17 protein-coding genes, 2 tRNA genes and 2 pseudogenes are annotated in these 22,711 nt (G+C 35.5%); 9 read left to right on the top strand and 12 right to left on the bottom strand.

The window, feature by feature from the left end:
* Nucleotides 1-19: 19 nt before the first annotated feature.
* Nucleotides 20-1,075, top strand: coding sequence for an agmatine deiminase family protein (locus ACJ5H0_RS10310; RefSeq protein WP_411249348.1), 1,056 nt, complete (start codon nt 20-22; stop codon nt 1,073-1,075).
* Nucleotides 1,076-1,277: 202 nt separating this feature from the next.
* Here the strand turns inward: ACJ5H0_RS10310 and ACJ5H0_RS10305 are convergent.
* A tRNA-Gln gene (locus ACJ5H0_RS10305) sits at nt 1,278-1,348 on the bottom strand.
* Between the two features lie 171 nt (nt 1,349-1,519).
* Nucleotides 1,520-1,590 (bottom strand) — tRNA-Gln (locus ACJ5H0_RS10300).
* A gap of 100 nt (nt 1,591-1,690) precedes the next feature.
* Here ACJ5H0_RS10300 and ACJ5H0_RS10295 point away from each other — a divergent pair.
* The 5 genes and pseudogenes from ACJ5H0_RS10295 to ACJ5H0_RS10275 all read left to right on the top strand — a co-directional run bounded on the left by ACJ5H0_RS10295 (nt 1,691) and on the right by ACJ5H0_RS10275 (nt 5,548).
* Nucleotides 1,691-2,699 (top strand): annotated as a pseudogene (locus ACJ5H0_RS10295) (AMP-binding protein).
* Between the two features lie 31 nt (nt 2,700-2,730).
* On the top strand, nt 2,731-3,123 hold the full coding sequence (gene arfB, locus ACJ5H0_RS10290; protein ID WP_273649431.1) for an alternative ribosome rescue aminoacyl-tRNA hydrolase ArfB: 393 nt from the start codon (nt 2,731-2,733) through the stop codon (nt 3,121-3,123).
* Between the two features lie 75 nt (nt 3,124-3,198).
* Nucleotides 3,199-3,819 (top strand): hypothetical protein, encoded by a 621-nt coding sequence (locus ACJ5H0_RS10285; RefSeq protein WP_411249346.1) that lies wholly within the window; start codon nt 3,199-3,201, stop codon nt 3,817-3,819.
* Between the two features lie 27 nt (nt 3,820-3,846).
* The gene (locus ACJ5H0_RS10280) at nt 3,847-4,821 is read left to right on the top strand and encodes a deoxyhypusine synthase family protein (RefSeq protein WP_172280460.1); all 975 of its coding nucleotides are present in this window, start codon (nt 3,847-3,849) and stop codon (nt 4,819-4,821) included.
* A gap of 430 nt (nt 4,822-5,251) precedes the next feature.
* On the top strand, nt 5,252-5,548 hold the full coding sequence (locus ACJ5H0_RS10275) for an MGMT family protein (protein ID WP_172280456.1): 297 nt from the start codon (nt 5,252-5,254) through the stop codon (nt 5,546-5,548).
* A 3-nt stretch (nt 5,549-5,551) separates the two neighbouring features.
* Here ACJ5H0_RS10275 and ACJ5H0_RS10270 read toward each other — a convergent pair whose 3' ends face one another.
* The gene (locus ACJ5H0_RS10270) at nt 5,552-5,932 is read right to left on the bottom strand and encodes a helix-turn-helix transcriptional regulator (RefSeq protein WP_172280454.1); all 381 of its coding nucleotides are present in this window, start codon (nt 5,930-5,932) and stop codon (nt 5,552-5,554) included.
* A gap of 149 nt (nt 5,933-6,081) precedes the next feature.
* On the opposite strand from ACJ5H0_RS10270, the gene ACJ5H0_RS10265 reads away from it, so the two are divergent.
* Nucleotides 6,082-6,774, top strand: a complete 693-nt coding sequence (locus ACJ5H0_RS10265; RefSeq protein ID WP_411249343.1) for a hypothetical protein — start codon at nt 6,082-6,084, stop codon at nt 6,772-6,774.
* Nucleotides 6,775-7,215: 441 nt separating this feature from the next.
* Here ACJ5H0_RS10265 and htpG read toward each other — a convergent pair whose 3' ends face one another.
* Nucleotides 7,216-9,108, bottom strand: coding sequence for a molecular chaperone HtpG (gene htpG, locus ACJ5H0_RS10260; RefSeq protein ID WP_411249341.1), 1,893 nt, complete (start codon nt 9,106-9,108; stop codon nt 7,216-7,218).
* Nucleotides 9,109-9,662: 554 nt separating this feature from the next.
* On the opposite strand from htpG, the gene ACJ5H0_RS10255 reads away from it, so the two are divergent.
* Nucleotides 9,663-12,164 carry an alpha/beta hydrolase family protein gene (locus ACJ5H0_RS10255; protein WP_411249339.1) on the top strand — a complete coding sequence of 834 codons (2,502 nt, stop codon included), beginning with the start codon at nt 9,663-9,665 and terminating at the stop codon, nt 12,162-12,164.
* A 198-nt stretch (nt 12,165-12,362) separates the two neighbouring features.
* On the opposite strand, the gene recA is transcribed toward ACJ5H0_RS10255, so the two are convergent.
* The 8 genes and pseudogenes from recA to ACJ5H0_RS10215 form a co-directional block, all read right to left on the bottom strand.
* Nucleotides 12,363-13,370 (bottom strand): recombinase RecA, encoded by a 1,008-nt coding sequence (gene recA, locus ACJ5H0_RS10250; RefSeq protein WP_172280446.1) that lies wholly within the window; start codon nt 13,368-13,370, stop codon nt 12,363-12,365.
* 165 nt (nt 13,371-13,535) lie between these two features.
* On the bottom strand, nt 13,536-14,732 hold the full coding sequence (locus tag ACJ5H0_RS10245; protein WP_411249337.1) for an oxygenase MpaB family protein: 1,197 nt from the start codon (nt 14,730-14,732) through the stop codon (nt 13,536-13,538).
* Between the two features lie 96 nt (nt 14,733-14,828).
* Nucleotides 14,829-15,299, bottom strand: coding sequence for a response regulator transcription factor (locus ACJ5H0_RS10240; protein ID WP_411249335.1), 471 nt, complete (start codon nt 15,297-15,299; stop codon nt 14,829-14,831).
* 707 nt (nt 15,300-16,006) lie between these two features.
* On the bottom strand, nt 16,007-17,011 hold the full coding sequence (gap, locus tag ACJ5H0_RS10235) for a type I glyceraldehyde-3-phosphate dehydrogenase (RefSeq protein WP_172280441.1): 1,005 nt from the start codon (nt 17,009-17,011) through the stop codon (nt 16,007-16,009).
* Between the two features lie 28 nt (nt 17,012-17,039).
* On the bottom strand, nt 17,040-17,966 hold the full coding sequence (gene pfkA, locus ACJ5H0_RS10230) for a 6-phosphofructokinase (protein ID WP_411249333.1): 927 nt from the start codon (nt 17,964-17,966) through the stop codon (nt 17,040-17,042).
* Nucleotides 17,967-18,110: 144 nt separating this feature from the next.
* The gene (locus ACJ5H0_RS10225) at nt 18,111-18,974 is read right to left on the bottom strand and encodes a DUF4846 domain-containing protein (protein ID WP_411249331.1); all 864 of its coding nucleotides are present in this window, start codon (nt 18,972-18,974) and stop codon (nt 18,111-18,113) included.
* Nucleotides 18,975-18,991: 17 nt separating this feature from the next.
* Nucleotides 18,992-19,756, bottom strand: a complete 765-nt coding sequence (locus ACJ5H0_RS10220; RefSeq protein WP_411249329.1) for a TIGR03915 family putative DNA repair protein — start codon at nt 19,754-19,756, stop codon at nt 18,992-18,994.
* 103 nt (nt 19,757-19,859) lie between these two features.
* A pseudogene (locus tag ACJ5H0_RS10215) lies at nt 19,860-21,121 on the bottom strand (putative DNA modification/repair radical SAM protein).
* 146 nt (nt 21,122-21,267) lie between these two features.
* Between ACJ5H0_RS10215 and ACJ5H0_RS10210 the strand changes: the two are divergent.
* On the top strand, nt 21,268-22,596 hold the full coding sequence (locus ACJ5H0_RS10210) for a hydroxymethylglutaryl-CoA reductase, degradative (RefSeq protein WP_411249327.1): 1,329 nt from the start codon (nt 21,268-21,270) through the stop codon (nt 22,594-22,596).
* Nucleotides 22,597-22,711: the final 115 nt, after the last annotated feature.

Genomic DNA, 22,711 nt, shown 5'->3' with positions numbered 1-22,711 from the left:
ATTAAACTCAGTGTTTTGTATGTCACAAACGTATTATTTCCCGGAAGAGTCATCCCTTCACGAAGGAACATGGCTACAGTGGCCACATCATCACCAGCATGGTAAGGTTTACAGGGAAAGGGTCGAGCAGACATGGATTGATATGACCAAAGCTTTACAGGTTAATGAGAAGGTCCACATTATTGCTTATGATGAGGTAGAGAAGAAAAGGATTTTACATATTTTAGAGGAGAATGCCATACCGATGAAAAATATTGATTTTAAGATCTATCCTACAGATGATGTATGGATCAGGGATAATGGGCCTATTTTCGTGAAAGATAGTAAAGGACACCTCCTGATCGAAGATTGGGGATTTAATGGTTGGGGAGAAAAGTTTGATTTTGAAAATTGTGATGAAACTCCACAACGTATCGGAAAAGACATCGGGGCAAAGGTTATAGATCTGAATGAAGAAATGGTAAATGAGGGAGGTGCAATAGAAACTGATGGAAATGGGGTTTTAATGGCATGTAAAAGTTCCGTGATCAGCCAGAAAAAAGGTTCGGTAAGGACAAAAGGGATAACACAGCAGGAGGCTGAGGAAATGTTTAAAACCTATTATGGAGTATCAAAGGTGATTTGGTTGGATGGCGTTACAGGACTGGATGTTACTGATATGCACATTGATGGATTTATGAAGTTTATAGACAAGGATACCATGATTACGATGGATGACGAGGATCTTGCAGAAATGGGGCTGTCGGATAAAGATATCAATACATTGTATACTGCCACAAACGTGAAGGGAAAAGAATATAAAAAAGTTTATGTGCCTGCTACAAAAAACAAGGTGAAAACAGCTTATGGTAAACAACTGGATGAAAAGGGCTCGTATGTAAACTATTACGTGGCCAATAAAATTGTTCTCGTTCCAAATTATGGTGACCCCAATGATAAAGTAGCAAACAAAATTATTCAGGATCAGTATCCTACTAGAAAAGTGATTGGAATTGATGTTAGAAACCTATATGAAAATGGTGGGATGGTACATTGTGTAACCCAACAACAACCTGCCGGAGAATTGGCTAAATAATGATTATAATATTAAATAAATACCCCTGATCCATTAGATCAGGGGTATTTATTTAACGTCTCTTTGTGCTTTTCAGACAATATCAGTGGTAAATTAAAATTTATCCGGGAGTGTGGCTGTTTGATGGATATGTTACGTTTGTTATCCAAAAATTTTGATCAATAATAGAAAAACAAAAGCCACTCTTAAAAAGAGTGGCTTGTAGACCCACAGGGATTCGAACCCCAGATGACTGAACCAAAATCAGTAGTGTTACCGCTACACCATGGGTCTGTGTTATTTTTTGTGGTGCAAATTTATAAATTTTTTCTTGATACACAAAAATCTGGCATAAAAAAAATCATTTTAATACATCCTGAAATAATAAGTAGTTGTGTACTAGTATTTTATTAATGGGATTTTAAACATATAAAATAAAAAACCACTCTTAAGAAAGAGTGGTTGTAGACCCACAGGGATTCGAACCCCAGATGACTGAACCAAAATCAGTAGTGTTACCGCTACACCATGGGTCTGTGTTGTTTTTAGTGGTGCAAATTTAAAGCTTTTTTCTCTACATACAAGAACTTTTTAAACTTTTTTTTACATTTACATCACATTTTATTTGCGGAAAACATGGTGATAGATTTCAATAATCTCAAAATTAATAACTTATATCCACATACGGAATTCGAAAAAAAAAGTCATTCTTTTTTTGGAAAAATGGACTTCCGGTTCGGAAACAGTTGATGTCCAAACTTCAGGATCAACAGGAGTGCCTAAAGTTTTTGAAATTGAAAAAAGGAAAATGATGAATTCAGCAGTGATGACGTGTAACTTTTTACAGTTAAAAGAAGGAGATACGGCTTTGCTGTGTTTACCTGTAGAATATATCTCAGGTAAGATGATGGTAGTTCGCTCCTTTGAGAGAAAGATGAAGCTGCTTGTGGGAGAACCATCTTTACAGCCACTTGAAGAAATTACTGCAGAAATAGATTTTTGTGCAATGACTCCTCTACAGGTGGAAAACTCTGTGGATAAACTTCACCTTATAAAGAACCTGATCATTGGTGGAGCATCCGTTTCAGAGAGCCTGAAAAAAAGGATATCACACCTCAATACAAACATATTTGAAACCTATGGAATGTCAGAAACTTTATCCCATATTGCCTTAAAGCAACTGTCGCCAAAGGCTGAAGATTACTTTACCGCTTTTGAACATGTTGAAATCTCTAAAGATGATCGGGGATGTCTCCGGATATTTGCTCCGGATGTCAACAGTGAGGTCCTGCAAACTAATGACTTAGTTGAAATTAAAAATTATAATCAGTTCAGGTTTTTAGGACGTATTGATAATGTAATTAATTCCGGAGGGGCTAAAATTTTTCCTGAAGAACTGGAAGGATTGGTCAAAAAAGAAATTGCAAACGAAGTTGTATTTTTAGGATTAAAAGATGAAATTTTAGGCCAGAGATTAGTATTGGTTATCGAAGGGCAACGTTCGGAAAAATTGATTGAGAGGATTTCACAAATACCATTTGAAAAAAACTTTCATAAACCTAAAGAAATTATTTTTGTGGACGAAGTACCGAGGACTCCGAATGGTAAGGTGAACCGGCTAGAATTAATGAAAATGCTGTCATGAAATTTTTATCTGTAATCCTTGTTTCAAAACCATGAAAGATTTTTCAAAAGAACTTAGCTATAGAACTTCCAGGAGCAGTGGAGCGGGAGGTCAGAATGTAAATAAGGTGGAAACATCTGTCACCGTACTTTGGAATGTAAACGGATCTGAGTTTTTTACTGAAGATGAAAAAGTTTTAATTCAAAATAAATTAAAAAACAGAATCAATGCAGAAGGCTTGATGTTTTTGACGGTTTCTGAGAGTAGAACTCAATTGATGAATAAAAATAAAGCAGTTGAAAAAATCATAGAAATTGTAAATAAAGCTTTAATAATTCCTAAGAAAAGACTCGCAACCAAACCTTCCAAAGGTCAAAAGCAGAAAAGGCTTGATAATAAAAAGAAACTCTCAGACAAAAAGGAAAACAGACGTTTTAAATTCTGATTGTGCACTTCGGAAAAAATGTTATTTTTGCCGAAATTTTAAAACAAATGATAAAAAAAAATTACACTTTTAGGGATGTTTTCAATTACTGCTATGTCCATGGCACAACAAAAATTTTCAATCATTCCATCCGTGGGATATGCGTGGAGGGTAGCGAAAACTCCATCCAATATTTCAGGGGATACAAGAAACTACATTAAAGGGTTAAAAAGCGGGATGAATTTTGATGTTTCTGCTTATTATAATGTGAAGGGGAATATACATTTAGGATTAAAATATTCCAATTACAGTGCATCCAGTGATGGAAGAATTACCGTAAGAGATAATAATGGGCAAACTATTTCAGGATATGTCAGCACCAAAGACAATATCAATTTCTTTGGACCAGCATTTATGTATTCTAACTTTAACGATGAGTTTAAACATAAATTCTATTATGATGTTGCACTGGGAGCTATTACCTATACAACGAAAACCGGTAGCGTTAAAGGAACGGGGTCAAATTTGGGATTGGAAGCGAATTTTGCTTACCAATATGCAGTCTTGGATAACTTTTTTATTGGTCCTAAAATCGGTCTTACAGCCGGTACATTAAGCAAAATGACAATTAACGGAAGATCTTTTAAGCTGGAGGATGATCAAAAGGAAGGATTAACAAGACTTTCTCTGAGTGCTGCTGCTACATTCCGATTTTAAGTTTTATCTTTGCAAAAATCAAAATAAATGAACAAGCCAATTTCTGAATTTATAGAGAAATATTACCTGCACTTCAATGCAGCTGCATTGGTGGATGCATCAAAAGGTTATGTTGCGCATCTTAAAGATGGCGGAAAAATGATGATAACTTTAGCGGGAGCAATGTCTACTGCTGAATTAGGAAAGATTCTTGCTGAGATGATCCGTCAGGATAAAGTAGACTTTATTTCTTGTACCGGAGCAAACCTGGAAGAAGACTTAATGAACCTGGTTGCGCATTCTCATTATGAAAGAGTTCCGCATTACAGAGATCTTACGCCACAGGAAGAATGGGACTTATTGGAAAGAGGATTAAACAGAGTTACAGATACATGTATCCCTGAAGAAGAAGCATTCAGAAGGTTACAGAAACATATTGTGGAGATTTGGAAAGACGCTGACGCTAAAGGAGAAAGATACTTCCCACATGAATATATGTACAAAATGATCCTTTCTGGAGTTTTGGAGCAGTATTATGAGATTCCAAGAGAAAACTCATGGATGATTGCGGCTGCAGAAAAAAATCTTCCGATTGTTGTTCCGGGATGGGAAGATTCTACAATGGGAAATATTTTTGCATCCTACTGTATTAAAGGAGAGCTTAAAGCTACAACAATGAAATCAGGAATTGAATACATGATGTATCTTGCTGATTGGTATACTAAAAATTCAGGAGGGAAAGGTGTAGGGTTCTTCCAGATTGGAGGAGGAATTGCAGGAGATTTCCCAATTTGTGTAGTACCGATGCTATATCAGGATATGGAGATGCATGATGTACCGTTTTGGTCTTATTTCTGCCAGATTTCCGATTCTACAACATCGTACGGTTCATATTCCGGAGCAGTTCCAAATGAAAAGATCACGTGGGGTAAACTGGATATTACAACACCTAAGTTCATCGTTGAAAGTGACGCAACGATCTGTGCACCATTAATGTTCTCCTATATTCTTGAGAATTCTTAAGATGAAATTTCCGGGATATCCTGGATCATAAAATAAGAAAAACGCTTCATATTATGGAGCGTTTTTTATTTTTTAGATGTTGAAAAAATTCTCATGATATTCTAAAATAGCTAAAATCATCAAAAGTTCCGAGGCTCCAGAAATTGATTGGTCATATCGGGCTTAACAAAATAGTAAAGCTTCCTTTTTATAGAATTTAATCCATAGAATTTATAAGCACAAAATAACGGTATGCAAGAATTCCTTTTTGTAACTTCGTTAGTGAAGAAGGATCCTTATCACTTAATTTGGGTAAGATCTTTTTATTGATCGCATTTAGAATGCGGAAAAATGATTTTTTCATAACTTTATAATTTTAATGAGAAACATCATTGAAACTATTATCATTCAAAAATGATGCAATTATTTTAACCAATATAAATGATCGTGTATGGACGAAATTTTTAAACAACAGGTTTATGAAATTACAAAGCTTATTCCCAAAGGGCGAGTATCTTCTTATGGAGCCATTGCCAAAGCAGTAGGATATCCCAATCATTCACGTCATGTTGGAAAGGCTATGGGTGGATGCCCAAAAGATGTTCCTGCCCATAGGGTAATTTCCAGTTCCGGAGTTTTATCTGTAAAAGAATTTCAGCCTAAGCTGGAAGCAGAGGGTATTGTGGTTGAAAATTTTAGAATTAAAAATTTCAAGAAACTTTTTTGGGATCCTTTAAGTGAATTGTAGAATTTACTTTCTTGCTTTCAGGGTTTTTATTTCTGCCTGTAATTTCTGGTTCTCGGCTTTTAATAAAGAAATATATTCCTGAAGGTTTTCAACAATGGAAAGTGGAATCGTATTATTGTTATATTGATACACTCCCGATGCAGAACTGTCGTTAAATACTGGATGATCATTATTGACAACAATTTGGGCGTCATCTTCTTCATAAATGTCTTCCATAGTAACATCGAGGAAATTAGCAATCTTTTCCCATTCAGCCCTTACGATTTTTACATCTCCACTTTCTTTTCTGCTGTAATTGGAAACATCCGTAGCAATGATATCAGCAATTTGTTGCTGAGTATATCCCTTTTTCTTTCTGATTGATCGTAGCTTTTCTTTTTGCATCTCGCATTTTTATACAAATATGCAAAAAATCACACAAATTTGTATCTGTGTTGTACATGAAAAATGCAAAAAATCTGCAACAGGATTATGCATTTTGAATGTTTTGACTTTTATAGTTTTGGAGTACAACAAATAAAAAAAACAACACAATGAGAAAAAAATTACTTATGGCAGGAGTGCTATTCCTGCTGATTTTTCAGGCATGTTCTTCAAACGAAGATTTATCAACGGGACAAAATTCCAGCACAAAGACAACTCAAAAAAATGTTTTAAGAACTGCGAGATCAGATTCCGGAACTTTATCAGATTATGTATCGACCCAGCTCAGCATTCAGTCGGAAATCAAGAATCTGTTGGATAATGAAAAAGACGCAGATTTTTCACTGATTCAGTCGGGAATTGATAGGGTTAAGACCGTAGAAGAACTTGAAAGTCTTTATAATTCTGCAAAAATTGGAAGAAGCAGGGAGTTGATCTCTATGTATGAGAAAATGAATGATAATAGTTTAGCCTTCAGAGAATCTAATGCTGATTTTTATTCAAAATATACAGAAGAAGAAAGAACAAGAATGCTGACAAATGAGGTAGATTTGCAATTGAATTATGATGAAAGTACTCGTATGGCAAATGGAAAAGACTGTCAGGCAGGTTTTGTTAAAGCATCAAATAGATGTATGAGGAATTATGCAATAACAATGGGAGGAGCTGCTTTAGTAGGGATTTTTTCAGGAGGAACGGGGGCTATAATTGGAGGAGCAGTAGCTACTACTAATATGATTGTGTGTAATTCAGATGCAGAAACAGATTATCGAGGTTGCGTAAGAGAGGGAGGGAAACCATAAAGATAGAATATGAAATTTAATAAGTATATTATAATAATAGTAATGGTTGTGTTAATACTTACTCCACTGTTTACAAAGGATAGTATATGGCGTATCATTTTTGAATGTATCTCTTTTATAATTTTCTTTACCCTTATTATTTCAGCCTGGAGGGAACGTAATAAAAATGCTGTTATTGCTTATACTTTTTTAATAGTTATTTCAACTATTCAATTATTTGATAAGGAAGATAGGTACTTTTTTGTTCAGGTAATTCTTTTGATGATAATGCTTGTTCTGGCAATCTTTAAATCGAACCGATCAGAAAATAAAAATGGTATAGAATAAGCGATCAAGGATGAAGCTTAGTTTTCTAAGAACTAACTAGGATTTAGGCAAATTATCATAGAATAGTCTTATAAGAAAAAAGCGATACAGATTATCTGTATCGCTTTTGTTATTTTATTTTTCAAGCTGCTTGTAACTTCTTTGGATGAAATCTGTAAGATCTTTTCCTTTCAATAAATTCTGAGAAAGTTTCGCAAGATCTAAAGCGTATTTAATCATGCTTGCTTTCTCTTCCTGGTTTTCTGTTTTTAAGATTTGACCAGCGAATTCACTGTTAGAGTTTACTACCAGATTATACATTTCAGGGAAGCCTCCCATTCCAAACATTCCACCTCCGCCTGTTGCCTGCATATCTTTCATTCTTCGCATAAACTCAGGCTGCGTAATCGTAAAAGGAGCATCCGTACTATCTAAGTCTTCCAGCTGAACCGTGAATTTTGCATCACTGATGGTTTCCTCTACATTCTTTTTCAATGATTCCTTTTCAGAATCATTAAGCTTGGAGATTACAGGTTCATCTTTTTTGATCAGATTGTTAACGTGATCCGCATCTACTCTTACAAATGAAACCTTTTCTTTAGTACTTTCCAGCTTTTGAATAAGGTGAGGTACAATAGGAGAATCTAAAAGAAGCACTTCGTATCCTTTATCTTTTGCAGACTGGATGTAGCTATGTTGCTCATCTGCGTTGGAAGCATAAAGAATGATCAGGTTACCATCTTTATCAGTTTGTGCAGGTTTGATTTTTTCAGTCAATTCATTCCATAGGAAATAAGTTCCATCAACTGTAGGATATAAAGAAAACTTATCGGATTTTTCATAGAATTTCTCTTCAGAGATCATTCCGTATTCAATTACGATCTTGATATCATTCCATTTTTTCTCATAGTCTTCACGGCTTTCATTGATAAGGGAAGCCATTTTATCTGCTACTTTTTTAGTAATATAAGAAGAAATCTTTTTTACAGCACCGTCAGCCTGCAGATAAGAACGTGAAACATTCAATGGAATATCAGGAGAATCAATGACACCACGAAGAAGCATTAAGAAGTCCGGAACAATTCCTTTTACTTCATCGGTAACAAATACCTGATTCTGATACAGCTGGATTTTATCTTTTTCAATATTCAGGTTGTTAGCCAGCTTTGGGAAAAATAATATCCCTGTCAGATTGAAAGGATAATCAACATTCAGGTGAATATTGAATAAGGGTTCTTCAAATTGCATTGGATACAATTCGTGGTAGAACTTTACATAATCCTCTTTCGTGAGATCAGTAGGAGCAATTGTCCATGCCGGATTCGGGTTGTTGATGATATTGTCCACTTCCTCTGTTTCAGCAACAGCATCTTCCGGAGCACCTTCCGGTAATGGGAGAGTGTGGGTCTTTGTTCCAAACTTAATCGGAACAGGCATGAATTTATTATATTTTAATAGTAACTCGCGGATTTTTGATTCCTCCAGAAATTCGGTTGAATCTTCTGCGATATGAAGGATAATTTCGGTTCCTCTTTCAGTTTTATCTGTAGTTTCTTCAAGTGTAAATTCAGGGCTTCCGTCACATATCCAACGAACAGCAGGTTCATCTCGGTAAGATTTTGTAAGAATCTCTACCTTCTCAGCAACCATGAAAGCAGAGTAGAATCCAAGACCGAAATGTCCGATAATTCCTGAATCTTTTGCACTGTCTTTATATTTTTCCAAGAATTCTTCGGCACCTGAAAAAGCCACCTGATTAATATACTTTTCGACTTCTTCGGCCGTCATTCCTATCCCCTGATCAATAATATGAAGAGTCTTTTCTTCCTTATTGATTTTTACTTCAAGTTTAGGATTTCCATATTCCACCTTAGCTTCACCAATGCTTGTTAAGTGTTTTAATTTTAGAGTAGCATCAGTGGCATTGGAAATTAATTCTCTTAAAAATATTTCGTGATCACTGTAAAGAAATTTCTTGATAAGTGGAAAAATATTTTCCACAGAAACATTAATATTTCCTTTAGTCATAATAATTTAGTTTTGATTTGCATAATTCTTCTCAAAAAAAATACCATGAGGAAGAAAGTGACAGAATGACACGCTTGAACTTATAATGAAACAGGAGTTTCATGTAATTTTGTCAAAGAAATATCTTACTTTTAAATCTTTAAAATTATTAAAAAAATGAAGTTGAAATGTACAGTTTTTATTCTGCTCATCATGACCTGTTTTATGTATGGACAGAAAAAACCTCTAGATCATTCCGTTTACGACAGCTGGCAAAATATCGGGACAAAAAAAAATCTCAAATGATGGAAAATGGATTGCCTATTCCGTAGATGCTCAGGAAGGAAATTCTAACCTTTTTCTGCACTCAGTTAAAAATAAAACCTCAAAGAAGTTTGCAAGAGCAACAAAATTGGATTTTACCAATGATTCCAGGTTTGCTGTTTTTCAAATCCGTCCGCAGTATAAAGATATAAAGGCGGTAAAAGATAAAAAGCTGAAAAAAAAATAAATTAACGAAAGATAGTCTTGCAATAGTTGATTTTTTCAATGATAAAACTGAGAAAATTCCTAATGTGAAATCATTTAAAGTTCCTGAAAAAGCAGGTTCTTTTGTTGCTTACCTTTTGGAAAATACAAAAGATAAATCCTCTGATGATGCTTCTGATAAAGAAGATGGAGATGAAAATAATGATGAAGATAAAAATGTAAAACCATTACAATTGGTGGTACGGAATTTATTGGATGGAAAAAGTACAACATATGATAATGTAGTGCGTTATGAGTTCAGTAAAAACGGAAGACAACTGGTTTTTGTAACTAAAAAGCCAGAAGAAAAGGCTAAAAAAGAGAAAAAAGAAGATAAGGATTCTGAGGGTGAAAAATCTGCAGATAAAAAAGAAACTGACAAATCAAAGCCAAAGAAATATGCATTTCAAACCGTACAGGTAGTTGATCTGCAAAAAGGGACTGTATCTAAGGTTTCAGAAATGGAGGGCGATTTTTCACAGTTGTCTTTCGATGAAGAAGGAGACCAACTGGCATTTGTGGGAACTGCTTCTGCACAAAATGACCTGGTGAAATTATATCAGCTGTATTACTTTAATTTTAAAGGAAATAAGAAGGAGATTATAACCAATGAAAATGCACAGATGAAAAAGAATTGGGCAGTTTCTGAAAACAGGTTGCCTTTATTCAGCAAAAACGGAAAACAATTGTATTTCGGTGTTGCGCCAAAACCTGTTGCAAAAGATACTGCAATGATTGCCAACGATCATGCTGTTGTGGACATCTGGAATTATAAAGATGATTATCTTCAGACGGTACAGTTAAAAGAATTGAAAAACGATCTTAAGAAATCCTATGCCGCAGTAATGCAGACAGAAAAGCCTGGTTTCTTCAGAAATATTGATGGAGAAGATTTAGATACTTTAAGATTGGTGAACGAAGGAAATGCTGAATTTGCATTAGGAATTACCAGTATCAATAACCGTATTTCCTCTCAATGGGAAGGCTCTACAAAGAAAACCTATTTTCTGATTGATAATAAGACAGGCGAAAGAACAGAAATTATAAAAAATCTTGACGGGGCAGTTGCCATATCTCCGCTTGGAAAGTTTCTTGTGATTTTCAACAAAGAAAAAGGAATGTGGCTGAGTTACAATATCAAAACAAAACAAACTCTTCCTCTCAATAGCGGGTTGCCGGTTTCTTTTGTTGATGAAGAATTTGATATGCCGGATTTTCCAAATTCTTATGGTATCGCATCATGGACGGATAAAGATGAATCTGTAATTATAAGAGATCGCTACGACCTTTGGGAATTCTTCCTGAACGGCTCAAAAAAGCCAAGGAATATCACGAATGGCTTCGGGCGCAAACATAAAATAACATTCGACACATACGATTTAGATAAAGATGTAAAAAGCATGAACCGGAAATCTTCCATTTATTTATCAGCTTTTGATAATACATCCAAAGCAAACGGAATTTTCAGAACAACCATTCAGTCAGACGCTGATCCTGTAAAAATCCAAATGGAAAATGTCTGGGGGTATCGAAGCATTCAAAAAGCTAAAAATGCGGAAGAATATATTTTGGTAAAAGAATCCTATACAGAATCGCCTGATATTTTCGCAACATCAGATTTCTTGGAACAACAAAAATTAAGTAATACAAATCCACAGCAAGCTCATTATAATTGGGGGACGAATGAATTGGTCAACTGGACAACACCAAAAGGCAATTCATCTACAGGAGTTTTGTACAAGCCTGAAGATTTCAATCCCAACAAGAAATATCCTATGATTGTTTACTTCTATGAGAAGCTTTCGGACAATCTGAACCGTTATGTTGCTCCTGCTCCGACACCATCAAGATTAAATATTTCTTACTTTGTGAGCAACGGATATTTGGTTTTTACACCGGATATTTCATATACCGATGGTTTTCCGGGTGAATCCGCAATGGAATATATTAATTCCGGAGTTGAAAAATTAAAGCAGAATTCATGGGTAGACGGTACTAAAATCGGAATCCAAGGACAAAGCTGGGGCGGTTATCAGGTTGCTTACCTTATTGCTCACACAGATATGTATGCTGCTGCGTGGAGTGGTGCTCCTGTTGTCAATATGACCTCTGCATATGGAGGGATCAGATGGACCTCAGGAATGAACAGACAGTTTCAGTATGAAAAATCACAGAGCAGATTAGGGAAAAATCTTTGGGAGGCACCAGATCTTTACATTAAAAATTCACCGCTTTTCACGATTGATAAGGTGAAAACTCCGGTAGTCATTATGAGTAATGATAAAGATGGAGCAGTTCCATGGTATCAGGGAATTGAAATGTTTACGGCATTACGACGTCTGGGAAAACCCGTTTGGCTTCTTAACTATAATGGTGACGACCATAATCTCGTAAAACGACAGAACAGGAAAGATATACAAATCCGCGAGCAGCAGTTTTTTGATTATTATCTTAAAGGGGCTAAAGCACCGGTATGGATGACAAAAGGAGTCTCTGCAACTCAAAAAGGAAAAGATTGGGGCTTTGAATTGACGGATGATAAACCTTAACGATGAAAAAATCGGCGGACGAAATGTTCCGCCGATTTTTTTATTAAAAGATTAAAAGATTTTTTTAGTAAGTCTCATCAATATCTTACAAAAATACCGGCGCGCCAAAGAGTATTTCTCACTTGTGAGGGTAGGAAATAGAGTAAAAACAAAAGACAGCTTGAAGGCTGTCTTTGTTATTGATTTTGATTTGAAAAATTATTTTGATTTATTTTTCAATTCTTCTTTAATTTTATTCTCCAGTTCTTCAGAAAGTTCAGGATTGTCTTTAAGAACGTCTTTTACCGCATCACGGCCTTGTCCTAATTTTGTTTCATCATAGCTGAACCATGAACCGCTTTTCTTTACCACCCCTAGCTCTACAGCCTGATCAAGAATTTCTCCTGTTTTAGAAACTCCTTCTCCGTACATGATGTCAAATTCAGCTTGTTTGAATGGAGGGGCTACTTTATTTTTAACAATCTTTACTTTTACACGACTTCCGATTGCTTCGTCACCATTTTTGATCGGTGCACTTGCCTTTCTGATATCTACTCTTACTGAAGCATAAAATTTCAAGGCATTACCACCGGTTGTCGTTTCAGGATTTCCAAACATTACACCAATTTTCTCTCTCAGCTGGTTGATGAAAATTACGGTACATTTTGTTTTTGAAATTGTTGCAGTCAGTTTTCTTAATGCCTGAGACATTAATCTTGCATGCAGACCCATTTTGGAATCACCCATTTCTCCTTCAATTTCTGCTTTAGGAGTAAGAGCGGCAACTGAGTCGATTACTACAATATCAATCGCTCCTGAACGGATAAGGTTGTCCGCAATTTCCAGGGCTTGTTCACCATTATCCGGTTGAGATATAATAAGGTTTTCTAAATCTATTCCTAATTTTGCAGCATAAGTTCTGTCGAAAGCGTGCTCTGCATCAATAAATGCTGCAATTCCACCTGCTTTTTGAGCTTCTGCAATAGCGTGAAGTGTTAAAGTTGTTTTACCGGAAGATTCAGGTCCATAAATCTCAATGATTCTTCCTCTTGGATATCCTCCTACTCCCAATGCAATGTCTAATCCTAAGGATCCGGAAGGAATAACTTCTATTGTATTATCAACAGAATTATCTCCCAAAGTCATTACAGTTCCTTTTCCGTATGTTTTATCTAATTTATCAAGCACTAGAGCCAGTGCTTTTTTCTTATCGTCAATGTTACTCATTTCTAAAAAATAATTTCTCAAAAGTACATAATTTTGGAATCAAAAGCTAATATTTTTCAATTTCAAAGCGTCTTTTTAAAGTTAAAAAAACAATAATTTTGATTGGTGAAATAATGGCTATCTTATTATGAATGAAATAATAGCAAACTAAAAAAGTAGATCAACTTAATGGAAGTTGGAGCCCGATGTTATTCTTAAATAGTCTTCCAGAACTTTAAGGTGTTTTTTATTACCCGCTTCAATTCTTGCTTTTCGTCCTACTAAAGTATTATATATAATATTAGTTGCTTTTTTTACCTGAGGGAAAACTTTTTTATTGGAGACCTCAGGAATATTCAATCGCTTACAAACCTCATCGTCCAGTAAAAACCAGGTGCAGCAAATATGAAGATACCGTAGATTTCTTCTTTGAAAGCTGAACTTTAATATAGGATTCTCCAGGGATTCATCGAGTAATGAATGGGCAAGAAGTACAGAGTCTTTATCCGAAGGAGGCTGGATGGATGACCATAGGTAAAAATATTCCGTAGCCTGTTTTTTATGATCAGGAAGGAGGTGTTCGGGAATGCCCAGCAAATAACCGACATATTTCCATAGGTGAAAAATACCAAGCTCCTCTTCATTTGAAAAGCTATTGCCCAGTTTTTTTAGGCTATGAAGAAAAACCAAACTAAAACCTATATAGGTGGCCATCATATCCCAGGAGTTGATAGGTTCTCCCCAGTTTTCCGTATCCCAATCAGCATAATGCTTTTTGATCGAAAGTCTTGCATATGAATGAATAAGACGTGTTTTTATAGCAAATTCATAGCCTTTGGCATGAATATCCAGGGCATGGTAGCGGGTTACATTCACCCAGAAATCCAATGTTTCAGAAAGACGTTTTACGGCTCCTTTTTTCAATGCTTCTGTTACAATAAGGGGTTTATTTAGGTAGGCATAATCATAACCTCCAATTAAACAATAATCCCTAAGAGAGATGAGGGCATCTAGTCCACTTCGCATACAAAGCTCCGCGCCACTTTTCAGCAATTCTTCATTTAGCCATTCAGGTTTTTTCTGAACTTCTTTAAAAAGTCTTTTAACACTGTCCGGAACCTGATCGTTTTCAGAAACTCCATTTCTGATGTATTTCTCGATTTCCCTGGTAGCTTCGTGAAATTTTTTAGTAAAATAGACATCTTTTACCACCTGATCACCGGTTTCATCAACGTGATAATAATAGGGGGAAAATTGCTCAAATTCGCTGAAACTCACTTCTGCACCGGAAAATTCAATAAGCAGTTTTCCGTTACCCTTTTGCCAGAAATCTTTGAAATGAGGTGAATTTTTAAAACGGGGATGTACAATTGATCTTTCCATCAATTATAAAAGTACAAGTTTTACGCCGAAATACATCTGTGAGATTTATCAGCATAGAGAGTATATGTTTACTTCAAATATATCTTTTTATAATAGTTATATAATGCCCCATTCAAAAGCCTTTTTCAAAAGCTCTTTACCATTTCTTGAATTGGTTTTTGTAAGGATGTTTTTTCGATGAGAACGAACAGTATGCTGAGATAAAATAAGCATTTCGGATATTTCTGTTCCCGAATATCCTTTTGCAATCAGAGAAAGGATCTCTACTTCCCTTTTGGTGAGATTTTCGAGTGTCTGATGGGTTGATGAGGAGGGATTGTCTATTGTCATTTGGTGAAAATCGGCTCTGGGGCCAATCCCTGAAATCAGGACGGTATAAGGATTTTGCTTTGTTATATGATTGATGTTGGTATGTATATTAATGGATTGTACGAGGTTCCCATTTTCATCTTCTAGGGTAGGAATAGCCTGGTGATGGAACAACTCATAATTTCCTTTTGCAGTCTTCATCCTGAAGCAGTAACTCGATTTTAAGTAGAGATGATGTTCCGGGCCAATTTCAATCATTTTAGATACAACAGCCTGTTCCGCTTTTATTACAAAAGGAATGTCTTCAGGATGGGTGAGATCTATGACTTCTTTAAGGTTTTCAGGATTTTTTTTTTAAACCATGTAATTTTAAAATATTTTCATGATGATGAGAGAGGGTACTGTTTGTAAGATTTAATACATAATAATAAAATTCTCCGATTGCAAACATCTCACCAATGATACGTTCGATGGGGGGCGTCTTCAGTATTTCTTTTTTTTTCCTTTCTTGTAGCGGGATATCTTTCCCAAACTTCAATCAAGGGATGTTTTTTTTTCAGCGTCTTTCATGAAAATAGTCTTTTTTAGATAGTTAATATTTTCTTAAAAATACCCCTAAAGGGGGATTTTTTTGTGTTGAAAAAAATGCAAAATTTGTTATAAACTAATAACCCTGAAAACTTGATTTTCAAAACTGTTTGAGAAATTTTATTTTGATTATCTGTTATGGTAATTAATTTTATTTGTAAAATGCATTAATTTATTTAACTAAAATAAGCATAAAATAATATATTATTTTGTTTTTATTTGGTTTTTAATAATTGTATTTTAAGTTTGAATACGGAAAGGAAATGTTTTCAGGAAAATAATGGTTTATACTTTCTTTATTAGTTGTTTGGAAATGGTAAACTAAAAACCCCACTCACATCATGAGCGGGGTTTGTGTTATTTTAAATGTTTGATTCTTATAAAGAAGCAGCGTGAACAAGCATGTCAACTAATTTATTAGAATAACCCATTTCGTTGTCATACCAAGAAACAAGCTTTACGAAATTAGGTGAAAGCATAATACCTGCATCTTTGTCGAAGATTGAAGTTCTCTTATCACCTACGAAATCCTGAGAAACAACTGCATCTTCAGTGTATCCTAAGATTCCTTTTAGTTCCCCTTCAGAAGCTGCCTTAATAGTAGCGCAGATTTCTTCGTAAGAAGTAGCTTTTTCAATTCTTACTGTAAGGTCAACTACAGAAACGTCTACTGTAGGTACTCTGAAAGACATACCTGTAAGTTTTCCGTTCAATGAAGGAATTACTTTTCCTACAGCTTTAGCAGCACCGGTAGAAGAAGGAATAATATTATTCAATGCAGCTCTACCTCCTCTCCAGTCTTTCATTGAAGGACCATCTACAGTTTTCTGAGTAGCGGTTGTTGCGTGAACAGTTGTCATTAAACCTTCAACGATTCCAAAATTATCGTGGATAACTTTAGCTAAAGGCGCTAAACAGTTTGTTGTACATGAAGCGTTAGATAAGATTTTGATATCATCTGTAAGTTCTTTGTGGTTTACACCCATTACAAACATTGGAGTATCATCTTTAGAAGGAGCAGAAAGGATTACTTTTTTTGCACCTGCATTAATGTGAGCCTGAGCAGCATCTTTAGATAAGAAAAGACCTGTAGATTCTACAATATAATCAGCTCCGATTTCATTCCACTTCAGGTTATTTGGATCTTTCTCAGCAGTTACTCTTATTTTCTTTCCATTTACTACAAGATCATTACCTTCTACAGATACTTCTCCTGGAAAGATTCCGTGTACAGAATCATATTTTAACATGTAAGCCATGTATTCTGCATTGATAAGGTCATTGATTCCTACTACCTCAATGTTATCTCTTTCAGTCATTGCTCTGAAAACAAGACGTCCAATTCTACCAAACCCGTTGATACCTACTTTAATTGTTGACATAATATTTTGATTTTTACAATTATAAAAATTAGATTGCTAATATTTCTGAAATCAGTAAAAGGTCTTTATTGATTTCATTATGTTTTTTAATGGCTTCTTCAATAGGAGTGTATACCATATCGTTAGAACGCATTCCTGCCATTACATTTGTTTTACCTTCCATTAATCCTACCACGGCTCCGTATCCCAGTCTGCTCGCAAGAACCCTGTCTGCACAGCTCGGAGATCCTCCTCTCTGGATATGTCCCAGAATAGCTACACGAATGTCATAGTCAGGAAACTCCTGTTTTGTCTGTTCTGCCAGTTCATAAATATTCGCCAGTTTCTCACCCTCAGCAACAACTACGATACTGGAAGCTTTTCCGGTTTTTTCAGCATTTCTGAAAGTCGCAAAAAGCTCATCTACACTGTCCTTTTTTTCAGGGATAAGGATATCCAAAGCTCCGGTTGCCAGTCCACTATTTAATGCAATAAACCCAGCATCACGACCCATAACCTCAACAAAGAATACTCTGTTGTGAGAAGTGGCCGTATCACGGATTTTATCAATAGCTTCCATAGCAGTATTCAAAGCCGTATCATATCCAATAGTATTGTCGGTACCGAAAATATCATTGTCGATAGTCCCTGGAACACCAATTACTCTGATACCAAATTCTTCATTGAAGATCTTCGCCCCTGTGAAAGTTCCATCTCCACCAATACACACAATTGCATCAACACCATGTTTAACGCAATTATTGTAGGCTTTCTGACGTCCTTCTTTAGTTCTGAATTCCTGGGATCTTGCGGACTTTAAGATAGTTCCGCCCTGGTTGATTATATTTTTTACGGAACGAGGACCCATTTTTAGGAAATCATCGTTGATAAGCCCATTGTAGCCTTCTCTTATTCCGTAACATTCGATATTATAATAATTTGCCGTTCTTACCACCGCCCTTAATGCAGCATTCATACCCGGGGAGTCTCCTCCGGAAGTAAGAACTGCAATTTTTTTTTACAGCACTTTCTTTCATCTAGTAAAAAATTTCGAACACAAATTTACAAAAACAAGTTCAGATTATAGTAGTAAGTTGATAATACTTTTGAATATAAATTGTTAAAAACTTCTAAAGTTTGTTGGTTTAAAAATATATCTCGCAGTTTTTGTTTCGTTAGCTTTTACGTCTAAGTTGTACCACGGAGATCTGTTTTTATCAAAAGGATTGGAAAGAACATGGATAGATTGGGCAGGAGTGAAACCTTCACTTAGTAAAAATAACTTTTTCCCTTCTTTATTTCTGCAAGCGCCACATATCAATACAACATGTCCCGGACTTCCTGGTGTAATAAGAATGTCTCCGCTTTTTAAATCCTCACTTTTTAGAACCGGTTTTGTTTCTTTATTTAATGAAATAGTTCCTGCATAATTAAAGATCATATTTAGATAACTTCTGAAATTTTGAGGCGAGTCATCGAAAGGGGCTGTCTTTTTGAAATTAACAGAATTGCCATTGACAAAGGCCCGTGTTCCGTTTTTATAATCTTTCCAGCTCAGCAGATCACCATTTGTAAAATGAAATTGAATTTCATCTTGTCTTTTATTTTTAAATAAATATTCTGCCCTTAGCCGGATCACCGCATCTGCACATTGTTGAAGATCCTTATCACCGGTATCGATATCAAAAATTGCTTCATGCAGATGCTGGGTAGATATTGGATTTCCGTCATATCTGAGGATCTTGCTTTTATAGGGTTTTAAAGTGAAATTTTCGAGAAAATATCCGAAAGATTCCTGTTTTTCATCAATCCATTCATATCCCTGAGGTGCAGAAAACCTTTCTTTGATAATATTTTTATCGGTATGAACTAAAATTTCTGATCCTGTTCCGTTATCTATTTCAGATATTGCATTTCTTTTCTTATCAGGAATACAGCTGATAATACTGATTAACGCAATTGTACATAAGGTTTTTCCTGCCATCTTATGGTGTTTTTATTTTACATTACCTCTTTTCTGTCAGGTACTTCCAGTACCTTTTCGGGACATGCTGAATATGGAGCTTTAGATTTTTTTCTTTCTGTAATATTGGTTTTTATAAAGTACCGTTGCCATAATTTTTGATATTGGCTCTCTTCATCATGGAATTTCTGCTCATATTGATCCAGATCCAGTTTTTCATCAGGATAAAAGAAGTCACAATTTTCAAGATCAAACAAAATTCCATAATTTCTTCTGAGGTCATAAATCATCCACTTTTGATCCTGATATCGATCTTTAAAATGTTTTCTGATCAGGGGAATAACGTTGAAATCAGGATCTATTTTTGCAAAGAAAACGCCATCCTGCATTTTCTCAAACCTTACAAATGCCGTCATCCGATGCCTTTCTCTGTCTACGGATTTACATATTTTCGATATTTTTAAAATATCATTATCCGCATAATTCTGAAGGATATTTTCATGAGGATGGTGTACAGATAATTGTATGGCTGAAAGGATAATTCTTTCTGATTCCGGATCTTCTGATAGAAAAACTTTCAGCAATTGATGGATTCCGGATCTCCCTATGTTCTCTTCCAGCTTCTTAAAAACTCTTTCTGCCTTTTCTGTCTGTGTGACTACTTCGTGGGTTTCTGCAAAAATGTTTTCCTGATGATATTGATTTTTGCTGAAAATTTCAACGTCTTTATAACGGTATTCGAATACTTCAAACACTGCAGTTAAAAGTCCGTCAAAGCTTCCGTCGTAGAGTAGGGTAGTCATTTATTTTATATGGCAGTTTAATAATATGGAGATGTAAAATTTATAAACTTTTTAGAGATTTTTATCACAGTTTGCCCTTGAACAGGGAGAAAATCATTGTTCTTTAAAACAAGGTAAGTTGCTGTGAAAATTGATTATGAAATTTCGACGAGCTTCCTCCAATCAATAATTTCTTTAAATTTTGATTCGTTAAATATTTCAAAAAACCATTTCCTGCATTGAAGTCAATAAAGTATTTTGCTCTGTTTACAGCTGCTCCTAATTTCTTAAGATGATCCATGTTTAAAATCTGAAAACGTCTTGCTTGTATTATTTTTTTTAGCTGTTTTTACACCAATTCCCGGAATTCGAAGAATCATTTGATAGTCAGCTGTCTGGAGATTGATAGGGAATTGATCAAGATGTCTTAATGCCCAGCTTAATTTGGGGTCAATTTCAAGATCGAGAAAAGGAAGATTGGGATCTAAAATTTCTTCTGCTTTAAAGCCGTAAAATCTCATGAGCCAGTCAGATTGATACAATCTGTTTTCTCTAAGCATTGGAACTTCAGTAGTTAATGAGGGTAATCTTTTGTCTTCCAGTACCGGTACATACCCTGAATAATAGACTCTTTTAAGGTTATAATTTTTATAAAAATGATCCGCGACTTTTATAATCTGAAGATCATTTTCATTGGTAGCTCCTACGATCATTTGGGTCGACTGACCGGCTGGTGCAAATTTCGGAACTTTCCGGAAAATCTTTTTTTCATCATTATATTGGGAGATTCCTTTCTGAATATAACGCATAGGACTGATCATGTCGGCCCTGTTTTTTTCAGGAGCGAGTAGCTTGAGTCCGCTTTCGGTTGGAATTTCAAGATTGACAGACAGACGGTCCGCATAGAGTGCTGCTTCCTGCATTAATTCATCGCTTGCTCCAGGAATGGATTTTAAGTGAATATATCCATTGAAATTTTCTTCAAGTCGTAATTTTTTTGCAACTCTCACCAGACGTTCCATGGTCGTGTCAGCATTTTTAAAAATGCCTGAACTTAAAAAAAAGTCCTTCTATATAATTTCTCCGATAAAAGTTAATGGTAAGATCCACTACTTCTTCCACCGTAAAAGCTGCCCTTTTGATATCATTGGAGCTTCTTGAAACACAGTATGCACAATCATAAATACAATGATTGGTCAAAAGAACTTTAAGCAGGGAGACACATCGTCCGTCTTCTGTATAGGTATGACAAATCCCGCTTATGGAACTGTCTCCCAAAGCACCTTTTTTATTTTTTCGTGTTCCTCCGCTGGAAGAGCAGGAAACATCATATTTCGCTGCGTCAGCAAGGATTTCGAGTTTTTCTTTTAGGCGGTCAAAGTTCATATGTTATGATATAAGGACGATTTAACTCTGTGAATTTTAATTCAAAAGTAATTCCAAAATTGAGAAATGTCACCCTTTTTAACATAAAGTTATCAACAGAATAAAGTATCAAAATCAGTATATTTACGGTTCTTTAAAGTTATACTATGAATCATCAACCGATTGAAGGTTTTTCCAAATTGACCAAACAGGGGAAAATAGACTGGCTAGTCAATGAATATCTTGACGGCGATCAGGAATATCAAAAAATATTAAAGCAATACTGGAACGATAATACAGAACTTCAGAAGCTTCATGATGAATTTTCGGAAAATACGATCTCTAATTTTTATATGCCCTACGGAATAGCACCTAATTTTTTAATAGATGGAAAATTGGTGGCTTTGCCGATGGCTGTTGAAGAAAGTTCTGTAGTGGCTGCTGCATCTAAGGCTGCCAAATTCTGGATCGATAAAGGAGGTTTTAAAACGACCATTATTAATACAGAAAAATTGGGGCATACTCACTTCATTTTTAATGGAGAATCTCATAAACTATTACATTTTTTTAATTTTAAATTAAAGAAAAAACTATTTGAGGCTACGGAAGCAATAACCGCTAACATGAGAAATCGTGGTGGTGGAATTCTGGATATTAAGCTGGTGGATAAGACTGCTGATATGGCTCATTATTTTCAATTGAAGGCAAGCTTTGATACAGTGGATTCAATGGGAGCCAATTTTATAAATTCTTGTCTGGAGCAATTTGGGAAAACATTGAAAGAAGAAGTTGCTAAAGAAGAAGACTTTACCAAAGAGGAAAAAGATTCTTTACAGATCGTAATGAATATTCTCTCCAACTTTACTCCCGACTGTGTGGTTCGTGCTGAGGTTTCTTGTAAAATTGATGATCTTAAAGATGATAGCGGGATTTCCAACGAAGAATTTGCCAGAAAATTTAAACAGGCTGTAACGATTGCTGAAATTGAGCCGTTCCGTGCAACCACTCATAATAAAGGAATTATGAATGGAGTGGATGCGGTGGTGATTGCTACGGGAAATGACTTCAGAGCAACAGAAGCCTGTGCACACGCTTACGCTGCAAGAGACGGTCAGTACAGATCTTTGACTCATTGCACCACCGATAACGGAATTTTCAGATTTTGGATCGATCTTCCTATATCTGTAGGTGTTGTTGGCGGACTGACTAACCTCCATCCGTTAGTCAAGTTTTCATTAGCTCTTCTTGGTAAGCCATCTGCTCAGGAGTTAATGAGTATCCTTGCTGTTTCAGGATTAGCACAGAATTTCGGGGCACTGCGTTCGTTAGTGACCACGGGAATTCAGAAAGGACATATGAAGATGCATTTATTGAATATTCTGAATCAGATGGGAGCAACAGAAGAGGAAAAGCAGCATTTTGTTACCTATTTCAAAGACAAAACAGTTACCCATCATGAGGTTATCACAGAGTTTAACAGAATGAGAGCCCAATAATATGTTTGGAATCATATTGTCAGCATTTATTTTAGTTTTCGGAATTTTTCTGAAAATAACCCGGAACCCCGGTTTTGCAAGAAGTAAAAATATGGCCTGGATGTTAATAGCTATC

This window comes from Chryseobacterium proteolyticum (assembly GCF_046591535.1).
In the GTDB taxonomy this organism is placed as follows: domain Bacteria; phylum Bacteroidota; class Bacteroidia; order Flavobacteriales; family Weeksellaceae; genus Chryseobacterium; species Chryseobacterium proteolyticum.
Note: the sequence above shows the minus strand (reverse complement) of the source record. Positions and strands in the feature narration are given on the sequence as shown.